General features: G+C 62.8%; 16 protein-coding genes and 3 pseudogenes. 8 read left to right on the plus strand and 11 right to left on the minus strand.

Features of this window, described 5'->3' with window-relative positions; all coding sequences use genetic code 11:
• Nucleotides 1–24 precede the first annotated feature (24 nt).
• Nucleotides 25–1,560 carry an exopolyphosphatase gene (ppx, locus tag AC0V8S_RS27575; RefSeq protein WP_183458074.1) on the minus strand — a complete coding sequence of 512 codons (1,536 nt, stop codon included), beginning with the start codon at nt 1,558–1,560 and terminating at the stop codon, nt 25–27.
• A pseudogene (locus AC0V8S_RS27580) lies at nt 1,560–3,760 on the minus strand (RNA degradosome polyphosphate kinase). Before AC0V8S_RS27580 ends, ppx begins: the two are co-directional and overlap by 1 nt.
• Before the next feature lie 229 nt (nt 3,761–3,989).
• Here AC0V8S_RS27580 and AC0V8S_RS27585 point away from each other — a divergent pair.
• Both AC0V8S_RS27585 and AC0V8S_RS27590 read left to right on the plus strand, forming a co-directional pair.
• On the plus strand, nt 3,990–4,235 hold the full coding sequence (locus AC0V8S_RS27585; RefSeq protein WP_015318409.1) for a zinc-finger domain-containing protein: 246 nt from the start codon (nt 3,990–3,992) through the stop codon (nt 4,233–4,235).
• A 19-nt stretch (nt 4,236–4,254) separates the two neighbouring features.
• Complete coding sequence (locus tag AC0V8S_RS27590) at nt 4,255–5,493, plus strand: FAD-dependent monooxygenase (protein WP_475434577.1); 1,239 nt, start codon at nt 4,255–4,257, stop codon at nt 5,491–5,493.
• Between the two features lie 238 nt (nt 5,494–5,731).
• Here AC0V8S_RS27590 and AC0V8S_RS27595 read toward each other — a convergent pair whose 3' ends face one another.
• The 5 genes and pseudogenes from AC0V8S_RS27595 to AC0V8S_RS27615 form a co-directional block, all read right to left on the minus strand.
• Nucleotides 5,732–6,397 (minus strand): TIGR02117 family protein, encoded by a 666-nt coding sequence (locus AC0V8S_RS27595; protein ID WP_475434578.1) that lies wholly within the window; start codon nt 6,395–6,397, stop codon nt 5,732–5,734.
• A gap of 98 nt (nt 6,398–6,495) precedes the next feature.
• Nucleotides 6,496–7,245 (minus strand): amino acid ABC transporter ATP-binding protein, encoded by a 750-nt coding sequence (locus AC0V8S_RS27600; RefSeq protein ID WP_031240865.1) that lies wholly within the window; start codon nt 7,243–7,245, stop codon nt 6,496–6,498.
• A 137-nt stretch (nt 7,246–7,382) separates the two neighbouring features.
• Nucleotides 7,383–8,539: pseudogene (locus tag AC0V8S_RS27605) on the minus strand (amino acid ABC transporter permease).
• A 4-nt stretch (nt 8,540–8,543) separates the two neighbouring features.
• Nucleotides 8,544–9,731, minus strand: a complete 1,188-nt coding sequence (locus tag AC0V8S_RS27610; protein WP_475434580.1) for an amino acid ABC transporter permease — start codon at nt 9,729–9,731, stop codon at nt 8,544–8,546.
• Between the two features lie 62 nt (nt 9,732–9,793).
• On the minus strand, nt 9,794–10,822 hold the full coding sequence (locus AC0V8S_RS27615; RefSeq protein ID WP_095202432.1) for an amino acid ABC transporter substrate-binding protein: 1,029 nt from the start codon (nt 10,820–10,822) through the stop codon (nt 9,794–9,796).
• A gap of 725 nt (nt 10,823–11,547) precedes the next feature.
• Between AC0V8S_RS27615 and AC0V8S_RS27620 the strand changes: the two genes are divergently transcribed.
• The 5 genes and pseudogenes from AC0V8S_RS27620 to AC0V8S_RS27640 all read left to right on the plus strand — a co-directional run bounded on the left by AC0V8S_RS27620 (nt 11,548) and on the right by AC0V8S_RS27640 (nt 15,756).
• On the plus strand, nt 11,548–12,729 hold the full coding sequence (locus tag AC0V8S_RS27620) for a cystathionine beta-lyase (protein ID WP_475434582.1): 1,182 nt from the start codon (nt 11,548–11,550) through the stop codon (nt 12,727–12,729).
• 224 nt (nt 12,730–12,953) lie between these two features.
• Nucleotides 12,954–14,032: pseudogene (locus AC0V8S_RS27625) on the plus strand (HPP family protein).
• Between the two features lie 93 nt (nt 14,033–14,125).
• Nucleotides 14,126–14,812, plus strand: a complete 687-nt coding sequence (locus AC0V8S_RS27630; protein WP_183458060.1) for an RNA polymerase sigma factor — start codon at nt 14,126–14,128, stop codon at nt 14,810–14,812.
• Between the two features lie 105 nt (nt 14,813–14,917).
• Nucleotides 14,918–15,442, plus strand: a complete 525-nt coding sequence (locus AC0V8S_RS27635; protein WP_095202435.1) for a DUF4142 domain-containing protein — start codon at nt 14,918–14,920, stop codon at nt 15,440–15,442.
• Entirely contained in the window at nt 15,439–15,756 is a 318-nt protein-coding gene (locus AC0V8S_RS27640) for a cupredoxin domain-containing protein (RefSeq protein ID WP_095202436.1), read from the plus strand. Before AC0V8S_RS27635 ends, AC0V8S_RS27640 begins: the two co-directional genes overlap by 4 nt.
• Before the next feature lie 41 nt (nt 15,757–15,797).
• Here AC0V8S_RS27640 and AC0V8S_RS27645 read toward each other — a convergent pair whose 3' ends face one another.
• The 4 genes from AC0V8S_RS27645 to AC0V8S_RS27660 all read right to left on the minus strand — a co-directional run bounded on the left by AC0V8S_RS27645 (nt 15,798) and on the right by AC0V8S_RS27660 (nt 20,076).
• Nucleotides 15,798–16,670, minus strand: coding sequence for a LysR family transcriptional regulator (locus AC0V8S_RS27645; RefSeq protein ID WP_183458054.1), 873 nt, complete (start codon nt 16,668–16,670; stop codon nt 15,798–15,800).
• Between the two features lie 80 nt (nt 16,671–16,750).
• The gene (locus AC0V8S_RS27650; protein ID WP_432421206.1) at nt 16,751–17,866 is read right to left on the minus strand and encodes a branched-chain amino acid ABC transporter substrate-binding protein; all 1,116 of its coding nucleotides are present in this window, start codon (nt 17,864–17,866) and stop codon (nt 16,751–16,753) included.
• A gap of 51 nt (nt 17,867–17,917) precedes the next feature.
• Nucleotides 17,918–19,240, minus strand: coding sequence for a serine hydroxymethyltransferase (locus AC0V8S_RS27655; protein ID WP_210308039.1), 1,323 nt, complete (start codon nt 19,238–19,240; stop codon nt 17,918–17,920).
• Nucleotides 19,241–19,440: 200 nt separating this feature from the next.
• Nucleotides 19,441–20,076 carry a CGNR zinc finger domain-containing protein gene (locus tag AC0V8S_RS27660; RefSeq protein ID WP_475434585.1) on the minus strand — a complete coding sequence of 212 codons (636 nt, stop codon included), beginning with the start codon at nt 20,074–20,076 and terminating at the stop codon, nt 19,441–19,443.
• Nucleotides 20,077–20,232: 156 nt separating this feature from the next.
• On the opposite strand from AC0V8S_RS27660, the gene AC0V8S_RS27665 reads away from it, so the two are divergent.
• A complete protein-coding gene (locus tag AC0V8S_RS27665; protein WP_475434587.1) occupies nt 20,233–20,931 on the plus strand; it encodes an alpha/beta fold hydrolase in 699 nt (232 codons plus the stop codon).
• Nucleotides 20,932–20,990 lie beyond the last annotated feature (59 nt).

A 20,990-nucleotide genomic window follows, 5' to 3' on the forward strand; every position in this document is an offset into this window, starting at 1 on the left:
GTTGGTCTAATATCGCGGCCGCGCCTACTTCACCGAAACGCTCGGTCCACCCTCTACGGCCAGCACCAGGCGCCGGTTGGTTATGCGTGCCAGCTGCGCCAGCCGGCCGGCCGGCCGCTCACCGTAGAGGTCGGAGAGCGACGCCGGCAGTACCAGCGCCAGCACGCCATTGGCGCGCTGCTCCCATTTCAACCTGGGCATGATGCCGGGCATCGAGGCCGTCAGCAGATAGACGACGCGCATCATCGCCGCCAGCACGCGGGCCCGCTCGAGGTAGCGCGGCGTCGCCAGCGCCTTGATTTCCGGCGCGATGGACTCGTTGAAGATGCCGTCATGACGATAGGCATTCGCCAGCGCCAAAAAGGCACGGCCGGGATGGTCGACACCGAAGAAGGATGCGTGCGCAATGATGTTGAGCGACTGCCTGCCGCGATATTCGGGATGCGCGCGCCAGCCTATGTCGGCCAGCAATGCGGCGGCGTGGCGGTAGCGCGCCTCGTCCTCGGTCTCGTCGATGCCGAAGGCGGCAAAGGATTTGGCCGTCCAGTCAACCAGCTCATGTGCATGGGTGACCGAGCGCGAGCGCAAACGGGCGAGTTCCTCGGATGCCGAGATCAATGGATCGGCTTTCTGCTCGGCTTCGTCGAGCAGCGAATAAAGGAAGCCTTCGCGCACGCCGAGTGCCGAGACGATGATCTTCGACGGCTGCATCGCCGCCATGATCTCCTGCAGCACGACAGCACCGTAGGGCAGCAGCGAGCGGCGGTTCTTCGAAACGCCCTCAATACCCTTGACCTTCTCGATCTCGGCTTTGGCCACCTGCTTGAGAAAGTTCGTCGCACTGTCGGCCGACATCTCGTAATGGTGCATGACACCGAGCGGGTAGTTGTTCATCTCCATGTGCAGCCGGGCGAGGTTTCGCCAGGTGCCGCCGACGGCATAGAAGGCCCTGCCCTGCCCGCCCTTCAACAGCTTGGCCCGCGCCAGTTCGTCACGCGCGATCTTCTGCGCCTGGGTGAGCGAGTTCTTCGCCATATCCTGCAGGCGCAGGCCACCCAGCGGCAGCGTTATGCCGTCGCCAATGGCTTCGCCGCTGACGTCGACCAGTTCGAGACTGCCGCCGCCCAGATCGCCGGCGATGCCATTGGCTGGATGGAAGCCGGAAATGACACCGAGCGCCGAATAATAGGCCTCCTGCCGCCCGCTGATGACGCGGATTTCGGTCTTGAGCACGTCCTCGGCGCGGTGGATGAAATCGGGACCGTTGATGGCCTCGCGCGCGGCGGCGGTGGCCAAAACATACATATGCTCGGAGCCAGCCTGGTCGGACAGCGCGCGAAAGCGGCGGAACTCTTCCATCGAGCGGGTCACCGCTTCGGGGTCGAGCTTTCCGGTCGAAACGATGCCGCGGCCAAGACCAGCCAGCATCTTTTCGTTGAACAGCATGGTCGGCGAGCGCGCCAGCCCCTCATAGACAACGAGGCGGATCGAATTCGACCCGATGTCGATGATGGACAGCGGTCGGCGGTCCTGCAGCCGGCCCTGGGAATCAGACAGCATCAGGTGGACGCTGCGGCGTTCTTCTTGCGGCGCTTGAACTGCGCAATGCGCTTGGGCGCATGCGACTTCAGCGCGTCACCCGTCCGGACAGGCTCGGATTGGTCATGAAATATTCCTGCGCGTTGAACGGTTCCTCGCCCTCTTCCAGCACGACGCGCCGGGAGGTTCCATCAGCCAATACGTCGAAACTTTGCTGATTGTCCATGATGTTGCCCAGCATGATCTGGCCCAAAATCTGTTCATGCACAGTTGGATTGGTGATCGGCACCATGGTCTCGACACGACGGTCGAGATTGCGCGGCATCAGGTCGGCCGAGGAGATGTAGACGATCGCCTCGTCGGAAGGCAGGCCATGGCCGTTGCCGAAGCAATAGATGCGGCTGTGTTCGAGGAAGCGGCCGACGATCGACTTGACCCGGATGTTTTCCGACAGGCCCGGCACCTGCGGCCGCAGGCAGCAGATACCGCGCACGACGAGGTCGATCTCGACCCCAACGCGGCTGGCATCGTAAAGCGCGTCGATGATGATCGGGTCGACAAGCGCGTTCATCTTCATCCAAATGCGCGCCGGCTTTCCTTCCAACGCATGGGCGACTTCGTCGGAAATGTGCTTGAGGATGCGGCTTCTCAGCGTGAATGGCGAGATCGCGATCCGCATTTCATCGGTCGGCTCGGCATAGCCGGTGATGAAGTTGAACAGCTGGGCGACGTCGCGCGCGATTGTCGGATCGGTGGTGAAGAAGGACAGGTCGGTATAGATGCGCGCGGTGACCGGGTGATAGTTGCCGGTGCCGAGATGCACGTAGTTGCGCAGCTTGCCGTCCTCGCGCCGCACCACCAGCGACATCTTGGCGTGGGTCTTGAGCTCGAGGAAACCGAACACGACCTGCACGCCGGCACGCTCGAGGTCGCGCGCCCAGCGGATGTTGGCCTCCTCGTCGAAGCGGGCCTTGAGCTCGACAAGTGCGGTCACCGACTTGCCTGCCTCGGCCGCGTCGACCAACGCGCGCACGATCGGGCTGTCGTTGGAGGTCCGGTAAAGCGTCTGCTTGATCGCCACCACTTCGGGATCGGCCATCGCCTGGCGCAGGAACTGCACAACGACGTCGAAGGATTCGTAGGGGTGGTGGACGACGATGTCCTTCTCGCGAATGGCGGCAAAACAGTCGCCTCCATGCTCGCGGATGCGCTCGGGAAAGCGCGGATTGTAGGGCGTGAACTTCAGATCCTCGCGGGGAATGGCAACGATTTCGGAGATCTGGCTGAGCGCCAGCGGGCCTGTGAGTACGCTGATACGGCTCGACGAGACACCGAGCTCGCCGGCGACGAAATCGCGCAATTCGCCAGGCATCAGCTTGTCGAACTCGATGCGGATCACCGAACCGCGGCGGCGGCGCTTCAGCGCCGTCTCGAACAGGCGCACGAGATCTTCCGACTCCTCCTCGACCTCGATATCACTGTCGCGGATGATGCGGAAAGTGCCGGAACCCTTGACCTCATAGCCGGGGAACAGCTTGCCGATATAGAGGCCGACCGCCTCTTCCAGCGGGATGAAGCGGACATGGTGCTTGCGATCCGGCAGGCGGATGAAGCGCTTCAGCGCCACCGGCAGGCGCAAGAGCGCGCTCATCTCCTCGCCATTCTTGCGATGGCGCAGCTGCAGCGCCATCGAGAAGCCGAGATTGGGAATGAACGGGAACGGATGCGCCGGGTCGATCGACAGCGGAGTGAGCACCGGAAACACCTGGTCCTGGAAATGCTCTTCCAGCCAGACCTTCTCGTCCTTGGTCAGTGCATCTCGCGCAATGCTCTCGATGCCTTCCTTGTTGAGCAGCACGGTGAGCGCCGAAAGGCTCTTCTGCTGGTCTTCCTGCAGCCGCTCGACCTCGCGCAGCAGCTGTTCGAGCTGCTGTTCGGGCGTGCGGCCGTCAGGGCTTTTCAGCGTGATGCCTTCGCGCACCTGGCCGGCGAGGCCGGCGACACGCACCATGAAGAACTCGTCGAGATTGGCTGCCGAGATAGACAGGAAGCGGACGCGTTCCAGCAGCGGGTGATGGGTGTTCAGCGATTCCTCGAGCACGCGGCGATTGAACTGCAGCCAGGAAAACTCGCGGTTGACGAAGCGATCCGGGTTACCGCCCTCTGAACTGGCCGTCTCGACGTTGACGAATTCGCTCTGCACCGGCTTCAGTTCATTCATGGTTCCTGCCCGTAACCGTTCCTTTTGCAGCGCCGCCACATGGCGATGGACGCTCTAACATGCCTTTGTGACGCATGATCGGTCGCGGAATCGCTTTGCGTCCGCGGTCACACACTTAACCGGCTCAACTTATCCTCTGACAGGCTTTTGCGACAGTTTCATTTCATCGATCTTGCAAAGAGACCTGTTATGATCCAGATGCATGAGAGACTGCGTTAGGGAGACGACGATGGCAGGCGGTTCCATTCCCCATTTTCAGAACGATGCGGGCCATCCGGCGATCGACATCGGGGTCAAGGAATTCATGTGCACGGGCGCCAATCCGCCTTTCGACCATCCGCATGTGTTTCTCGACATGGGCGACGATAATGAAAAGGTCTGCCCCTATTGCTCCACGCTCTATCGGTACTCGCCGAAACTGAAGGCGACGGAAACGCTGCCGGCCGGCTGCCTCTACATCGACCAGGCCGCCTGATTCTTTCGCGACAGAGCTGATGGACGACACGCGCTCCCGGCAAGTCGTCATCGCCGGGGCGGGCGTCGCCGGGCTGACCGCGGCCATTGCCTTCGCCGAACGCGGCTACCCTGTGCAGGTCTTCGAACAGGCACAGCGCCTCGAAGCGGCGGGCGCCGGCATCCAGCTTTCTCCCAACGGGACGCACATTCTTCGCCAGCTCGGCGTGCTCGACCGGCTGCTGCCGGCGGCAGTGCGGCCGGAAGCCGTGGTGCTGAAGGAAGCAAGGACGCTGCGTCAACTGGCGCGGGTGCCGCTCGGACAATCGGGTGAAAACCGCTGGGGAGCTCCCTATCTCGTCGCGCACCGCGCCGATTTGCAGAACGCCCTAATGGCGCGTGCTGCCGAAATGCCTGACATCCATCTCACCACCGGGGCGCGTGTCGGCAAAGCTTCCGCCGGCCCCCATGGCGTCACGGCAAGCGCGGAGATCGGGGAAGAGACTGCCGAAGCGCATGGCTTGCTGCTGATCGGCGCCGACGGCGTGTGGTCATCGGTGCGCGGGCTTGCCGGTTCGGAAAGCGGAGCCGTGTTCGCGGCCAGCCGTTTTTCCGGGGAACTGGCATGGCGCGCAACCGTGGCGGCCGACAGCCCCGCCGGACAGGCCTTTGCCGCCATTGGCGCCGTCGACTGCGTCACCACCTTCCTCCACCCCGGCTTCCACATGGTCGCCTATCCCGTCAGCAAAGGCAGCGCCTTCAACCTCGCCGCCTTCACCAAGGGCGAGCGCATCGCGGAAGGCTGGTCGGGCCTTGCCGACCCCGCCATCCTCAGCGGAGCCATGCGTGGAACCGCGCAGGCGCTGGGAAAGCTTGTCGCCCTGGCCGGCCCCTGGACGGCCTTTCCGATCCATACCGTCCAACAAAGGCGGTGGACCAGCCCGCAAGGCATCGCGCTGATCGGCGATGCCGCACATGCGATGACGCCGTTCGCGGCACAGGGCGCGGCGATGGCGATCGAGGACGCCGCGATGCTTGCCACTCTGGTCGCCGACTTCCCCGCCGATCCGCGACAAAGCCTCATCATTTGGGAAAATCTCAGGCGACCGCGTGTGGAGAAGGTGCTTAAGCGCGGCGCGCTCAACCGCCTCGCCTGGCACGCCTGGGGACCAGTGGCACTGGCCCGCAACCTGGTGCTGGCGGCACGGCCGGCGGAGAAGCTCGCGGCCGATCTCGACTGGCTCTATGGCTGGGAGGAACCAAAGGTCGTTCGGCGGTAGAGCGTCGAGACAACAAAGCCCGATAGGCTGGCGGGACAGCGCCCCCCTCTGCCCTGCCGGGCATCTCCCCCACTTGGGGGGAGATCGGCAGCTTTGGCCCCGGCGTCCATCTTGCAAACGTTGGAGATTAGCGAAAGCCGACGCCACATCCGATCTCCCCCCCTCGTGAGGGAGATGTCCGGCAGGACAGAGGGGGGGGCGCGAAGGAACGAGGCGTTGGTGTTATCTGCGCGACCTACTAATTATACAGCCTCAACGACCACCCCAGCGACACCGGCAGTGGGTTCCACCAGCCGGTCCGCAGGCCAGCGGTACGCAGCGCGGCGGCGGTCCAGGTGTTGCAGCCGGCCAGTGCGTTGAAATGGCCGTTGGCTTCGAAGAAGCCGTCGAATTTGGAATAAGCGGCATTCTGGATATGGATCGGACCACTCGGTCCCTGCTGAAAACTGGCCTCGATGAAATCGAGCAGCGCCGCGAACTGGTCGTCACCAATGTCGAAGCCGGCGACATCGGGATGCGGTTCGACGATATCGCCGGCGACATCGACATGCATGACCGACGCGTCGAGCGTCAGCGCTTTCATCACCGGAACGGCTTTGAGCTCGGACCAGGTCGGTGTTTCCAGATAGAAGGCGCGGCCACCCCAGCCAAAGACGATGTAGCGCACCTCGGGGATGTCTTCCGGGATGCCGGCTTCGACCAGAAAATGAAAGCGCTGACGCACGGCATTGTCCACCGGGATGGCGATGTCGGTGTGGATCGGGTTCTTCAGCACCAATATGTGCCGCGTGCCCTGGCCCGCCGACGCCGCCGGCCAGAGCGGGCGTGGCACCAGCGTGCCGAGGGCGGCTGCAAGCACGATCGCGGCCAGCACTGTGGACAGGAACCGCAGCACTTTTCTCATCGATGACGCCCCCCGCTCTGCCGCCAATCGCATCGGCCGATCCATAAGAAAAGCCCGGCCGCATTGCGGCCGGGCTCTTGCGCTCGGTGTGGAACCGCTCAGTGCAGGATCTGGCTGAGGAACAGTTTGGTGCGCTCGTGGCGCGGATGGTCGAAGAATTCTGCGGGCGTGTTCTGCTCGACGATCTGGCCCTGATCCATGAAGATCACCCGGTTGGCGACCTTGCGGGCAAAGCCCATTTCGTGGGTGACGCACAGCATGGTCATGCCCTCTTCGGCCAAGCCCACCATCGTCTCCAGCACCTCCTTGATCATCTCCGGGTCGAGTGCGGAGGTCGGCTCGTCGAACAGCATGATGCGCGGGTTCATGCACAGCGAGCGGGCGATCGCCACGCGCTGCTGCTGGCCGCCGGACAGCTGGCCCGGATATTTGTTGGCCTGCTCCGGGATTTTCACCCGCTTGAGGAAATGCATGGCGATTTCCTCGGCCTGCTTCTTCGGCGTCTTACGCACCCAGATCGGCGCCAGTGTACAGTTCTCCAGGATGGTCAGATGCGGGAACAGGTTGAAGTGCTGGAACACCATGCCGACCTCGCGGCGCACCTCGTCGATCTTCTTCAGATCGTTGGTCAGTTCCTTGCCGTCGACGATGATCTTGCCCTTCTGGTGTTCCTCCAGCCGGTTGATGCAGCGGATCATGGTCGACTTGCCCGAGCCCGATGGGCCGCAAATGACGATGCGTTCACCGCGCATCACTTTCAGGTTGATGTCCTTCAGCACATGGAACTCGCCATACCATTTGTGCATGGCGATGATGTCGATGGCGACATCGGTGGTCGAGATGTGCATCTTGGCGGCGTTGACCTTGATCTCTTCCGCGCTGACGGCATTTTCGGTGGCCATGACAGGGTCCCCTTGTTCTTTTATCTTTGGTTATGATGCATGTCGTTATCCCAAAACCGCAACTCACTTTTGGGCGACATGCATCAGCGTTTGTGGCCAGTGTCGAGCCGGCGTTCAGTGTACATTGAATAGCGCGACATGCCGAAGCAGAACAGCCAGAAGACGAAGGCGGCGAACACCAGGCCGGACCTGGCCGTTTGCGGTGTCGCCCAGTTGGCGTCCGAGAAGTTCTGCTTGACGACACCAAGCAGGTCGAACATCGAGATGATGAGGACCAGGCTGGTGTCCTTGAACATGCCGATGAAGGTGTTGACGATGCCGGGAATGACCAGCTTCAGCGCCTGCGGCAGCACGATCAACCCCATTTTCTGCCAATAGCCGAGGCCGAGCGAATCGGCGCCTTCATACTGGCCCTTGGGGATCGCCTGCAGGCCGCCGCGCACGACTTCAGCCATATAGGCGGCGGCAAACAGCGACACGCCGATCAGCGCCCGCAGGAACTTGTCGAAGGTGACGCCCGCCGGCAGGAACAGCGGCAGCATGACACTGACGAAGAACAGCACGGTGATCAGCGGGATGCCGCGCACCGTTTCGATGAAGACCACGCACAGCGTCTTGACGATCGGCATTTTCGAGCGCCGGCCGAGCGCCAGCACGGTGCCCAGCGGCAGCGACACGGCAATGCCGACAAAGGACAGGCTCAGCGTCACCAGCAGGCCACCCCAGCGCGAGGTCTCGACATGCGGCAAGCCGAACGCACCGCCGATCAGCAGGAAAAACGAGACGATCGGCAGCACCAGGAAAAGCAGGATGGCGTTCAGCCCCTTGCGTGGCACGCGCGGGATCAACATCGGCACCAAAAGCGCCACGAACAGGATGGCAACCAGGATCGGCCGCCAGCGTTCCTCGATCGGATAGGTGCCGAACATGAACTGGCCGAACTTGGCATTGACGAAAGCCCAGCAGGCGCCGCTCCAGCCATCCGGCTGAATGCCGCCTTGTGCGACGGTCGCACAGACGGTGCGGTCCGGCCCGGTCCACTGGGCGTTGATGAACGCCCAGCTGATGACCTGCGGCAGCACCCAGGCAACGATGGCGATGCCAAGGATGGTCATGATGGTGTCGCCGACCGTGCCGACCAGGTTCTTGCGCACCCAGGCCATCGGCCGCGGACGCTGGCCGGCGCGGGCTGCGCCAGGGCCATTTCGGTGCGCACCCAGGACATATCGTGTTCCTGCATGGCTCTACCTCTCCACCAGCGCCATCTTGGCGTTGACCACGTTCATGACGGCCGAGGTCACCAGGCTGAGTATGAGATAGGCGATCATCATGATCAGCACGCCTTCGACCGCCTGTCCCGTCTGATTCAGCACTGTACCCGCCGTTGCCGTCAGGTCCGGATAGCCGATGGCGATCGCCAGCGACGAGTTCTTGGTCAGGTTGAGATACTGGCTGGTCAGTGGCGGAATGACGATGCGCATGGCCTGCGGCACGACAACCAGCCGCAAGATCGACCCGGATCGCAGCCCAAGAGCAGCGGCCGCCTCGGTCTGGCCCTTGCTGACACCCCGGATGCCGGCGCGCACGATTTCGGCGATGAAGGCCGCCGTGTAGCAGGACAGCGCCAGATAGAGCGACAGGAACTCCGGCTTGACCTGAAAGCCGCCGGTCAGGTTGAAGGTCGATTGCTTCGGGAGATCAAAGCTCAGCGGAAAGCCGCTCAGCACGTAAGCGAGCAAGGGCAGGCCGACGATCAGCGCTACCGAGGTCCAGAACACTGGAAATTGCTGACCTGTCGCCATCTGCCGCTGACGCGCCGTGCGGGCGACGAACCATGCCATGGCAATGCCGACAAGCAGAGCGACGAAGATCAGCCAGGAGCCCTCGCCCCAGACCGGGCGGGGAAAGTAGAAGCCGCGCTGGTTGAGGAAGGAGCCAAAGGGCAGATGATAGCTGTCACGCGGTGCCGGCAGCACGGCGAGCACGCCGGAATACCAGAAGAAGATGACCAGCAGCGGCGGGATGTTGCGGAAGACCTCGACATAGACCGTGCAGATCTTCTGGATCAGCCAATTCTGCGACAGGCGGCCGATGCCGATGACGAAGCCGATGATGGTGGCGGTGATGATGCCGGCGACGGCGACGATGATGGTGTTGATCAGGCCGACAAGGATGGCGCGGCCATAGGTCGAGTCCGAAGTATAGGCGATCGGCGTATCCGAGATGTCGAATCCGGCGCGTCCCCTGAGGAAACCGAAGCCGGAGGCGATGTGCAGGCGCTGCAGATTGTCGATGACATTCTGCACAATCCACCAGACGGAGCCGAACAGAACGATGACGACCAGCGTCTGGAAGAAGAGACTGCGGACTTTCGGATCATTGATGAAGGAAGCCCCGCTGGGCCCTTCGCGAATAACTTCCTGCGATGCCATATGACCGTCCCCTGGAAAGAGAAACCGGAAGGCAGATATCTGCCTTCCGGATCACATTTCGGTCAGCGGATCGGCGGAGCGTATTGCAGGCCGCCCTTGGTCCACAGTGCATTGATGCCGCGGGCGATCTTGAGCGGGCTGCCCGAGCCGACATTGCGGTCGAACATTTCACCATAGTTGCCGACGGCCTTGACGATGTTGACGACCCAGTCGTTGGAGACGCCGAGATCGGTGCCGATCTTGGTGTCCGCTTCCTGGCCGAGCACCCGCTTGATCTCGGGGCTCGGGGAATTCTTCATCTCGTCGACATTGGCCTTGGTGATGCCGAGTTCCTCGGCGTCGAGCAGCGCGAAATATGTCCACTTGACGATGTGGTACCACTGGTCGTCACCCTGGCGCACGGCCGGACCGAGCGGCTCTTTCGAAATGATCTCGGGCAGCACGACGTGATCGGCCGGCGCACCCAGCGTCAGGCGGATACCGTAAAGGCCCGACTGGTCGGTGGTGTAGACGTCGCAGCGGCCGGCGTCATAGGCGGCGTTGACCTCTTCGAGCTTTTCGAAGACGACCGGATTGTACTCCATCTTGTTCGCCTTGAAGTAGTCGGCGAGGTTGAGCTCGGTGGTGGTGCCGCTCTGTACGCAGACGGCGGCACCGGAGAGCTGGAGCGCCGAATTGACGCCCGGCAGCTTCTTGGCGTTGATCATGAAGCCCTGGCCGTCATAGTAGGTCGTGCCGACGAAATTCAGGCCAAGTGCGGTGTCGCGGTTGATCGTCCAGGTGGTGTTGCGCGACAGGATGTCGACCTCGCCGGACTGCAGCGCGGTGAAGCGCTCCTTGGCGCTGAGCGGCGTGAACTTGACCTTGGTGCCGTCACCGAAGACGGCGGCCGCGACAGCGCGGCAGAAATCCGCATCGATGCCTTGCCAGTCGCCCTTGTCGTCCGGCGCTGAGAAGCCGGCGAGACCGGTCGAGACACCGCACTGGATGAAGCCCTTCGCCTTGACGGTGTCGAGCGTCGTCGCCGACGCGGCCGACGCCATAAGCCCGAGCGTAGCGGCGCCAAGAATGCCGATAGCAATATGTTTCATGACCCACAGACCCTTTTCTCTGTTTTTCAGGCAAACCCTGATTCTTTTTCCCGTGTGAACGCAGCTCCCATTCCAGCCCATTCCCCGGAATTCCACATCGTAACCGACGCGCCGCCTCCCATTCACGAACAGCATCGAAGGCGATAATTCTCGTGAGGTCAAGGAAAATGACCGAATCCGAACGTGTTTGAAAATCGATTGCCTGAAATGCCCGAATTGCAGACAAACGCGCCCGCAATTTAGTCACGGCGCGAATAAAGTCGGCAAAGCGTATTCAACGCAAAATGCGGGCCAGCGGCGAAATCCATCCCTGGCACCAGCGTTGCGTCACTGATCTGGATACGGAATGAATTGGCACGCCCGAAGACTGTCATCAGACATGTGCTGTTAAAACGCGCGAGAAACGAGCCAGACGCCGGCCGCCGCCATCAACACGCCGGAAATGCGCGGAATCAACGGCCCGGTCGTGACTGTCTTTCCCAGGAGAACGAGGATGGCGATGCCGGCGAACCACAGACCTCCCCTAGCCGCTGGCAAGGCCAGGTGCCGCGTCGCTCGCTCGCGCACTGCCGCGCCCGGCCAGCCGCTTTCACGACCTGACGGCGACGCCGGTCCGCGAGAGAATTGGCATATTCGAAGTCCATCCCTGGCGGACGGTGGGCGGTTGCACGGTCCCTGACACCGCACTATGGCTAGCGCCTTGTCAAACAAGGCGAAGACGAAGAATGGCTAAGGACGGCAACGAGCAGGTTTCCGGAAAAATGGGCATCAACACGCGGCTTGCCCATTCGGGCAACAACCCGCACGACTATTTCGGCTTCGTCAATCCGCCTGTCGTGCACGCCTCGACGGTGCTGTTCCGCGATGCCGCGACGATGGCGGCGCGCGATCAGAAATACACTTACGGCACACGCGGTACGCCGACGACGGACGCCCTTGCCCATGCCATTGACGCGCTGGAGGGATCCGCCGGCACGATCCTGGTGCCGTCGGGCCTGGCGGCGGTGACCATTCCGCTGCTCGCCTTCTTATCGGCTGCCGATCATCTGCTGATCGTCGATAGCGTCTACCATCCGACCCGTAATTTCGCCGACACGATGCTGAAGCGGCTCGGCGTCGAGGTGGAATATTATGATCCGCATATCGGCGCTGATATCGCAGCCCTGATCAAGCCCAACACCAAAGTGGTGTTCACGGAATCGCCGGCCTCCAACACATTCGAGGTGCAGGACATACCGGCGATCGCCAAGGCGGCGCATGCCGCCGGCGCCATCGTGATGATGGACAACACCTGGGCGACGCCGCTCTATTTCCGGCCGCTCGACTACGGCGTCGACATCTCCATCCACGCGGCGACGAAGTATCCGGCCGGCCATTCCGACGTGCTGCTTGGTACGGTCTCGGCCAATGAGAGCCATTGGAAGCAGCTCTTCGAGAGCTTTTGCACGCTTGGCTGCTGTGCAGGCCCCGATGATGTTTACCAGGTGCTGCGTGGCCTGCGCACGATGGGCGTGCGGCTGGAACATCACCAGCGCAGCGCGCTTGCCATCGCATCGTGGCTCGAAGGCCAGAAGGGCGTGGCGCGCGTGCTTCACCCTGCCCTTCCCAGCCACCCGGACTACGATCTGTGGAAGCGCGATTTTTGCGGTTCGAGCGGCATCTTTTCCTTCGTGATGGCCGGCGGCGGCCAGAAGGAGCAGCACGCCTTTCTCGACGCGCTGCAGATCTTCGGGCTCGGCTATTCCTGGGGCGGCTATGAGAGCCTTGCGGTGCCGGTCTGGCTCAGCGACCGTGTCATTGCAAAAGGCCCCTATGACGGTCCGTTGATCCGCCTGCAGATCGGCCTTGAGGATGTCGACGACCTGAAAGCCGACATCCTGCGCGGGCTGGCGGCTGCCGCCGCCTGACGGCGCATACGGGCTGGCTGCCGGGCAGAATCAGCAGAAGGGCGCAAGGCTCTGACGCTGATGACAAAGTGCGAGCCGTTCGCAGCATCCCAGCGAGGCGTGGCGCGCAATATTATTCTCTTGGCCGTCGACTTGGCGGATTTGTTTGACTTTCAAATCCATGGGTTCGGCTGCATTGCCTGCTGCACGGCATCGTCAGCAATCCATTTATCACAAAGCATGCCATGGCCTTTCCTCTTTTTGTCCCCATCCTTGCCGGCGCGACGCTGCGTGAACGCATCCTGGCGTGTATCGGAGCCACGATCGGCATCGCGCTGACCGGCGTGATCAGCGGGCTGGCGATGGGCGGCGGCCCGCATGTGGCCCTGCTGGTGGCGCCGATGGGCGCCTCCGCCGTGCTTCTCTTCGCCGTGCCCGCGAGCCCGTTGGCGCAACCCTGGTCGATCATCGGCGGCAATTCCATATCGGCGCTGGTCGGTGTGACCGTGGCGCATTTCATCCATGATCCGGTATTTGCCTCGGGCCTTGCCGTGGCGCTCGCCATCGCGGCGATGTCGTTCACGCGCTGCCTGCATCCGCCAGGTGGCGCGGCAGCATTGACGGGAGTGCTTGGCGGGCCTGCCGTTGTCAGCGCGGGCTTCCTGTTTCCCTTCGTGCCGGTGGCGTTGAATTCGATCATCCTGGTCACGCTGGGTTTCCTTTTCCACAGGCTGGCGCGGCGCAACTACCCGCATGTCGCCGCACCCGCCGCCAACAGCCACGGGACCGCCGATCCGCCGGCGCAACAGCGCGTCGGCTTCCGGCCGAGGATATCGACGCGGCGCTGACCACGCTCGACGAAACCTTCGACATCGACCGCAACGACCTCGAACGGCTGTTGAGACAAGTCGAGCTGCAGGCCATGGTGCGCTCGCACCGGACCCTGCTGTGCCAGGACATCATGTCCCGCGACGTGATTTCGGTGTCCGACCAGGCCACGGCCCACGAGGCGCGACAGCAACTGCTCGATCACAACATCCGCACCTTGCCGGTGGTTGACGCGGATGCCCGGCTGGTCGGGGCCGTCGGCCTGCGCGAGCTTACGAAGGCCACCGATACGGTGAAGGGCGTGATGTCGAAGGCCGGCACCGCCTCGCCCGACACGCCGGCGATGAGCCTGCTTCCCGTGCTGACCGACGGCCGCAGCCATGCCGTGGTCATCGTCGACGGCGAGCGGCGCATTCTCGGCCTGATCACCCAGACCGACCTGCTGGCGGCGGCCGCACGCGTGCAAGCCGCAGACAAGGGATTGGCGGCGGCTTAGAATAGCGAAGCCAGGTGCCGAAATCCGGGAACCTTTTTCAGGCAGGTGCATCCAACGTACAGTCAAGTGCCTGTTCGGGGAGATCCGGTCGCGATGAGCAAGCTCGCAATGCCCGTCAAAATGCCTGGGGTGGCCGAGGCCCCTTCCGGCGACGTGCTGCTCGTACAGCGAGCACTGGCACGTGAGGCGGGCGCCTTTCGCGTCATCATCAAGATGCACAACCAGCGGCTCTACCGCATCGCGCGCGGCATACTGCGCAACGACGCCGAAGCCGAGGACGTCGTCCAGGAGGCCTATGTCCGCGCCTTCGCCGGCCTCGCCGCATTTCGCCGCGACTCCTCGCTCGCCACCTGGCTGTCGCGCATCGTCATCAACGAAGCGCTGGGCCGCCTGCGCAAGAGGCGCCGCACCGTGGCGATGCCCGAAAACCCGGAAGCGCAGATCATCCGCTTTCCCCTCAACCCCAGCGACGACCCGGAGCGGACGATGGCGCAGCGGCAGATTCTGGCACTCGTCGAACGGGCGACCGACAGTCTGCCCGACATCTACCGCATGGTCTTCGTGGCTCGCGTCATCGAGGGCCTGAGCATGGAGGAAACCGCCGATCTGCTTGGCGTGCGGCCGGAGACCGTCAAGACAAGGCTGCACCGGGCGCGTACCTTGTTGCGCAAGGCCCTGGACGACGAGATCGGCCCGGTGCTGCTCGACGCCTTTCCCTTCGCCGGCCGCCGTTGCGAGCGGCTGACCAAGGCCGTGATGGGACGGCTGGGTTTCGAGTGATCTTGTTCTGATTTTCGGGAACGTTTCTCCCGGCCGCGCATCCAATCAGCGTCAACTGAAAATGTAAGCCCGGCGCCTCAGCGCGGCCGGGCGAAGGAGGATGCCATGTTCACCCGATATACCGCCGCCCTTGCCGCCCTGCTCTTCGTCAGCGCCGCCCCTTTCGCGCAAGCCGCGGACAAGCCGACCGATCCGCAGATCGCCCACATCGCCTACACTGCCGGCGTCCTCGACATCGAGGCGGCCAAGCTGGCGATCAAGACATCGAAGAACAAGGAGGTCGTCGCCTTCGCCAAGGACATGGAGCGCGACCATGAGGCGGTGAACAAGCAGGCGCTCGACCTGGTCAAGAAGCTCAAGGTGAAACCCGAGGACAACGCCACCAGCCAGGCGCTGAGCAAGGCGGCGGAAGAAGAACGCGCCAAGCTCGCCAAGCTGAAAGGGGCAGCCTTCGACAAGGCCTATATCGAGAACGAAGTCGCCTATCACAAGCAGGTCAACGGCGCGCTCGAAACGCTGCTCATTCCTTCGGCCAGCAATGCCGAGCTGAAGAGCCTGCTCGAGACCGGCCTCAAGATCTTCCAGGGGCATGAGCAGCATGCCGAACATGTCGCCGGCATGCTGAAATGAAAGCGGGTGCCTTGATCCGTCTGTCATGGCTCGCCGCCCTGGCGCTTACGGTGGCGCCGGCGGCCGCCGCAACGATAGAGGTCACCATCGACAAGCTCGTCTTCTCGCCGGCAACCGTCGAGGCGAAGGTCGGCGACACGATCGAGTGGGTGAACAAGGACGTGATTGCCCATACGGCCACCGTGAAGGGCGGCTGGGAGGTGATGATCCCGCCGAAGAAATCGGCAAGCCTGACAGTGAAGGCGGCCGGAGCGGTCGACTATTTCTGCCGCTTTCACCCCAACATGAAAGGCCGCTTGGTGGTGGCGCCCTGAGACTGAGAGATCGACGGCGAAAACCGCTTCGCCGTCGATCGCTATCCCGAGCTGGTCAACTCTGCCTGCGAAAGCAGCCATTCGATCATTTGCGCTGCTTGGGCAGGTGGCCGGTCTGGAGCCAGCACTTCGAGGCTGAGGCCACTCTGGACACGCTGGGAAAACGGCGCCACGAGCGCGCCGGACGCCAGGGCGCGAGAGACCAGCACTTCATGCCCCATCAGCACGCCGGCGCCATCGATAGCGGCCTGAAGTGCAAGGCTATAAAGCGAAAACTCCGATCCGGCATCGATCGATGGGCCTTTCATGCCGACACTGTCAAACCAAAGGTTCCAATCACCGGTCCAGGTGGTGTCCCACAACAAGAGCTGCGAGGCGAGATCCGCGGGCGTTTTCAGTTGTGCGGCCAAGCCGGGAGTACAGACCGGAAACAGGACATCGTCGCAAAGCTTGAACGAACGGCTGCCGCCGGCTCTTTGCCTTGTCAGGAAGATGGCGAGGTCGAATGGTTCTCGCCTGAAATCCGGCGGCTCCTCGAGCGCGTGTATGGATGGACGAAGAGCCGGCAAGGCAGCGCGCAGAGCCGGCAAGCGCGGGGCCAGCCACAGTTGGGCAATGGACGGCAGCGCAGCGATACTCACTTGCGATTTCGGCGCCCAGATGCGCAGTTCCTGAACGGCAAGGCCCAAGGCGTCAAACGCAGTGGAGAAGGCCGGGATTGCCGCGCGTCCCGCTTCCGTCAGATGCAGCCCCTGCGCATGCCGGACAAAAAGTGGCGAACCAAGCCATGCTTCAAGGGATTTGACCTGGTGTGACACGGCCGCCGGCGTGACACCGAGTTCATCCGCGGCCTTGGCGAAGCTCTCATGCCGAGCGGCGGCCTCAAAGGCCCGCAAGGTGTTGAGGGGCGGCATTCGAGGTCGCGGCGGATTTACGGCCATTGCCCGACATTCCAGGACAGCGTCGGCGGCCGGTGGCCGCCGACGCGATGTTTCTATTTGAGGGCGACCGGGATCAGCTTGCCGTCGACCGTCTTCCACTCGAATACGACGAACCCCGGCTGCTTGATATCCCCCTTCTCGTCATACGAGATCGAGCCGAGGACCGTCGCGATGGCGGCGCCGGAATGGAGGTATTCGGCAGCGGCCTTCGGATCATCGGCCTTGGCCTTGGCGATGGCCTCGGCAAGAATCTGCGTTGCCGCGTAAGCGTAAAGGGTCACCGCTTCGGTCGGCACGTTCCTGGCCTTAAGATCGGCGACGGCGTCCTTGGCTTCCGGGAATGTCGCCGGATCGGGGAATGACGTCATCAGGGTTCCAGCAGCACCGTCACCGGCTATGGCGCCGAATTCGCTGTTGCTGATGCCGTCACCGCCCATCAGGATCGCGGCGACGCCCTGATCGTGCATCTGACGGACAATGAGCCCGGCCTCCGTGTGCTGGCCGCCATAATAGACGAGATCGGCACCCGATTGCTTGATCTTGGTCACCAGCGGACTGTAGTCCTTCTCGCCCGGGTTAACCTCCTCGTGGAGGGCCTCCTTGCCGCCACCGGCATTGTAGGCCTTGGTCATTTCATCGGCGAGGCCTTTGCCCGCAGTCGACTTGTCGTCGACGATGGCGATCTTCTTGTCCTTGAAACGGCCGAGAATGAAGTTGGCGGCGATCGAGCCCTGCTGATCGTCGCGGCCGCATGCCCTGAACGCATTCCACAGACCGCGCTCGGTAACCGTCGGATTGGTGGCTGTCGGCGTCACGAACAGGACGCCATTTTCCGAATAGACTTCGGAGGCCGGAATGGTGACCCCGGAATTGTAGTGCCCGACGACATAGTGGACGCCGTCGGCGACAAATTTGTTGGCGACCGAAACGCCCTGCTTCGGGTCGGAGACGTCGTCACCGACCGATACGACAAGCTTTTGTCCGAGAACGCCGCCATTGGCGTTGATGCGTTCGACCGCGGTTTCGACACCGACGCGGTACTGTTCTCCATAGGCGGCGTTCGGTCCCGACATCGGACCCGCGACGCCGAACACGATATCCGCCCTCGCAACGCCGACAGCGGCAGCCGTGATTAGGGCAGCAGTCATCATCTGCACGATCATGCGCATTTCATTCCCCTGTTTTTAGAGTGGCGGGCATTTGCCCGCGGGTTCTGGCCGTCAGTTCACAAAATGAAGTTTGTTGAACCGACGCCGGAATGCCGTGACATCAGCGGCGACCTGTTCGATGGCGTCGTTGCCGCGCAGCCCCCTGGCGATAAGCGCCGCGAGTTCCGGCATGTCATCTTCGGTCATACCCCAACGAACGATCTCGGGTGTGCCGAGGCGCAGCCCATTCATGTCGCCGTCAACCGTATCTACGGGAAGGCCGATGCCGCAGCTCAGAATGTTGGCCAGCCGCAGTTTTTTTGCCGCGGCCTGACCGCCGCCGAATTCGGCTGCCTTGATGGCGAACTGGTGCGATGTCGTGTAGCCCTTGCTCGTCGAAAACACCGGCAGACCGCGATCCGCAAGGCTATCGGCCAGGGCCTTTGCGGTCCGCGCCATAGTAGCTGCATAGGCTTTGCCGTGGTCTTTCCAGTCCAGAAGCGTGATTGCCAGCGCCGCCGACTTGGCGGCATCGAAATTGGCCGTCATGCCAGGAAATGCGATCTTGTCGAGTTTTTCGGCGACGGCGGCATCGTTGGTGACGATCAGCCCCGATGCCGGACCGCCGAGGCTCTTGTAAGTACTCATCGTCATCAGATGAGCCCCCTCCTGCAGAGGCTGCTGCCAAGCGTGCCCGGCAATCATGCCGCATAGATGCGCGGCGTCGAAGAGGACCAGCGCGCCGACCTCGTTGGCGATCGCCCTGATTTCCCGAATGGGATGTGCCAGCAGATTGAGGCTGCTGCCGATCGTGATCATTTTCGGCTTTATCGACTTGGCCAGGTCGCGCAATTTTCCGACATCGACGGTGTAGCCGTCAGCATCAACCGGAGCCGTGTGAATATCGAGGCCGTAAAGGCCGGCGCAGCCTGCCATGTGGTGGGTAACATGGCCACCGACCGCCGGCGAAGGGACAATGATGCTGTCGCCTGGCCGGGCCGCAACCATGAAGGCGTAGAGATTGGCGATCGCGCCGGATGGCACGCGGATCTCGGCATATTTCGCGCCGAAGACTTCCGCCGCGAGTTCCGCCGCGATGACTTCGATCCGCTCGACACCTTCCAGGCCCATTTCATATTTGTCGCCGGGATAGCCAAGCGATGGGCGCGATCCGAGGCCCGAGGCGAGCGCTGCCTCGGCCTTAGGGTTCATGACATTGGTCGCCGGGTTGAGGTTGATGCAGTCGCTCTCGTGGATCGAGCGGTTCAGCTCAATACCCCCGGCGATTGCCGCCATGACGGCATCGGTCGTCTGATGACTAGTTTGCTCTGCCAGTTGCTGGGCGAACATTTCGCAATGTGAGGGGACCCAGGACCTGCGAGCGAGAGCGACCAACGATGCCTCCATTGCCTTCGCCGACAAATCGGCTGCGAATGACGACGAGGATGACGCTGGTGATTGCCTGGGCGCAAACGAGTAGTTCTAGCGCCTAGGCTTAGGAAAAATAAGCCTACTATGCCTCGGCTGTCTGGAGAACGGAGGTTTTTCTTCCGGCCTCGTCAGGTCGCGTGATATTTGTCCACGAGCCGTCGCGGCTAATCGTGATGTGCTTTGATGCGGTGGCGATGCGCTGCCTGCTTTGCCCGGTTGCCGCACTGCGCCATGCTGCACCAGCGGCGTCGATGGCCGCGCGTGTGGTCGACGAAAAGCAGCGTGCAGGCCGGACCCTCGCAGGCTTTTACATGTGAGAAATCCTCGCTGCAGACGAACCGCGCCAGCGCCTCGCCGATCGGCAGCAGAAGCGCCTCGGGCGTGCGCCACTTGCGGGCCGTCTGAAGCTGAAAAGGGATCTCATTGCCCACAGACATGTCTTTACCGGCAAGGACGGGGGCGATCCGCGTGAAAATCTCGTCGCGCTCGAGCAGGCGGTTGAGCGGCTCCAATTGCGCAAGATCCCGAGCGGCCAGCGGACGCCCCTTGTGTTCACGTACGAACCCACGGAACCATTCCCTGAGATGCCGCGCCTGATCGGCCACCTTGTCGAGTTCGCCCGGGAGAGCGTGCGTGCGAACGTTGTCGAGCGCCTCGGGCGGCGCCAGCCGCGCTTGCTCAACCCAATCCAGCAACCCCTCGCCGTCCTTGATCCAGTCGACAGGGGTATCGACCGGCGTTGCGATCGAATTGAGGAAATCCAGGCCGAGCGCGTCACCGACAAAGATCGCAGGGGTCATCATAACTCCAATCGCGCATCGGCCCGCCGAGCGACCTGAACACAAATCAGTGATAACCCCTTCAAGCCCGATTGACAAGTTACGTTCATACCCCGTAACCCTTTTAAACAACTTAGGCAGGTTACCAACCAACTCGACCCGGAAGGAGACGCCGCCATGCCCTCGAACAATGTCAGTGTCGTGCTCGTCCATGGCGCCTGGGCGGACGGGTCGAGCTGGGCCAAGGTCATCGCGCCGCTCGTGGCGCAGGGCTTCGACGTGATTGCCGCGCCCCTGCCGCTGACGTCATTCGCCGACGATGTGGCGGCACTCGACCGAACGCTGGAGCGCGTCGCCGGGCCTGTCGTGCTCGCCGGCCATGCCTATGCCGGCGCGGTGATCGGGGCGACACGCAGCGACAAGGTGAAAGCGCTGGTCTATGTCGCCGCACTTGCGCCCGACGAAGGCGAGACCGTGGTGGACGTCTTCTACCGCGCAACACCGCACGCCAAGGCGCCGAAGCTGGCGCCGGACGATCATGGCCTGATCCACCTGCCGGACACTGCCTTTGCTTCCGCCTTTGCGCAGAACGCATCGGTCGACGAACTGGCGGTGCTGCGGGCGGTCCAGCGGCCGATCTCGCCGGCCTGCATCACCGTGCCGATGGCGCGGCCGCTGTGGAAGGACCGGCCGGCTTGGTTCCTGATTGCCGAGCAGGACCGCATGATCGTTGCAGAGACACAGCACTTCATGGCCAAGCGCATGAACGCCCGCTTGCGCGTGTTGCCGGCCGATCACACGCCAATGGCCACCGCGCCCGATGCCGTCGTCGACATCATCGTTGAAGCTGCGCGTGCGGCCGAGGCGCAAGGCTGAGCCCGGCGGCGGGTTTGCCGCCCTCGATCTCAATAACCTTCTCAATGCCCATTTTTCGG

This window comes from Mesorhizobium oxytropidicola (assembly GCF_056174625.1).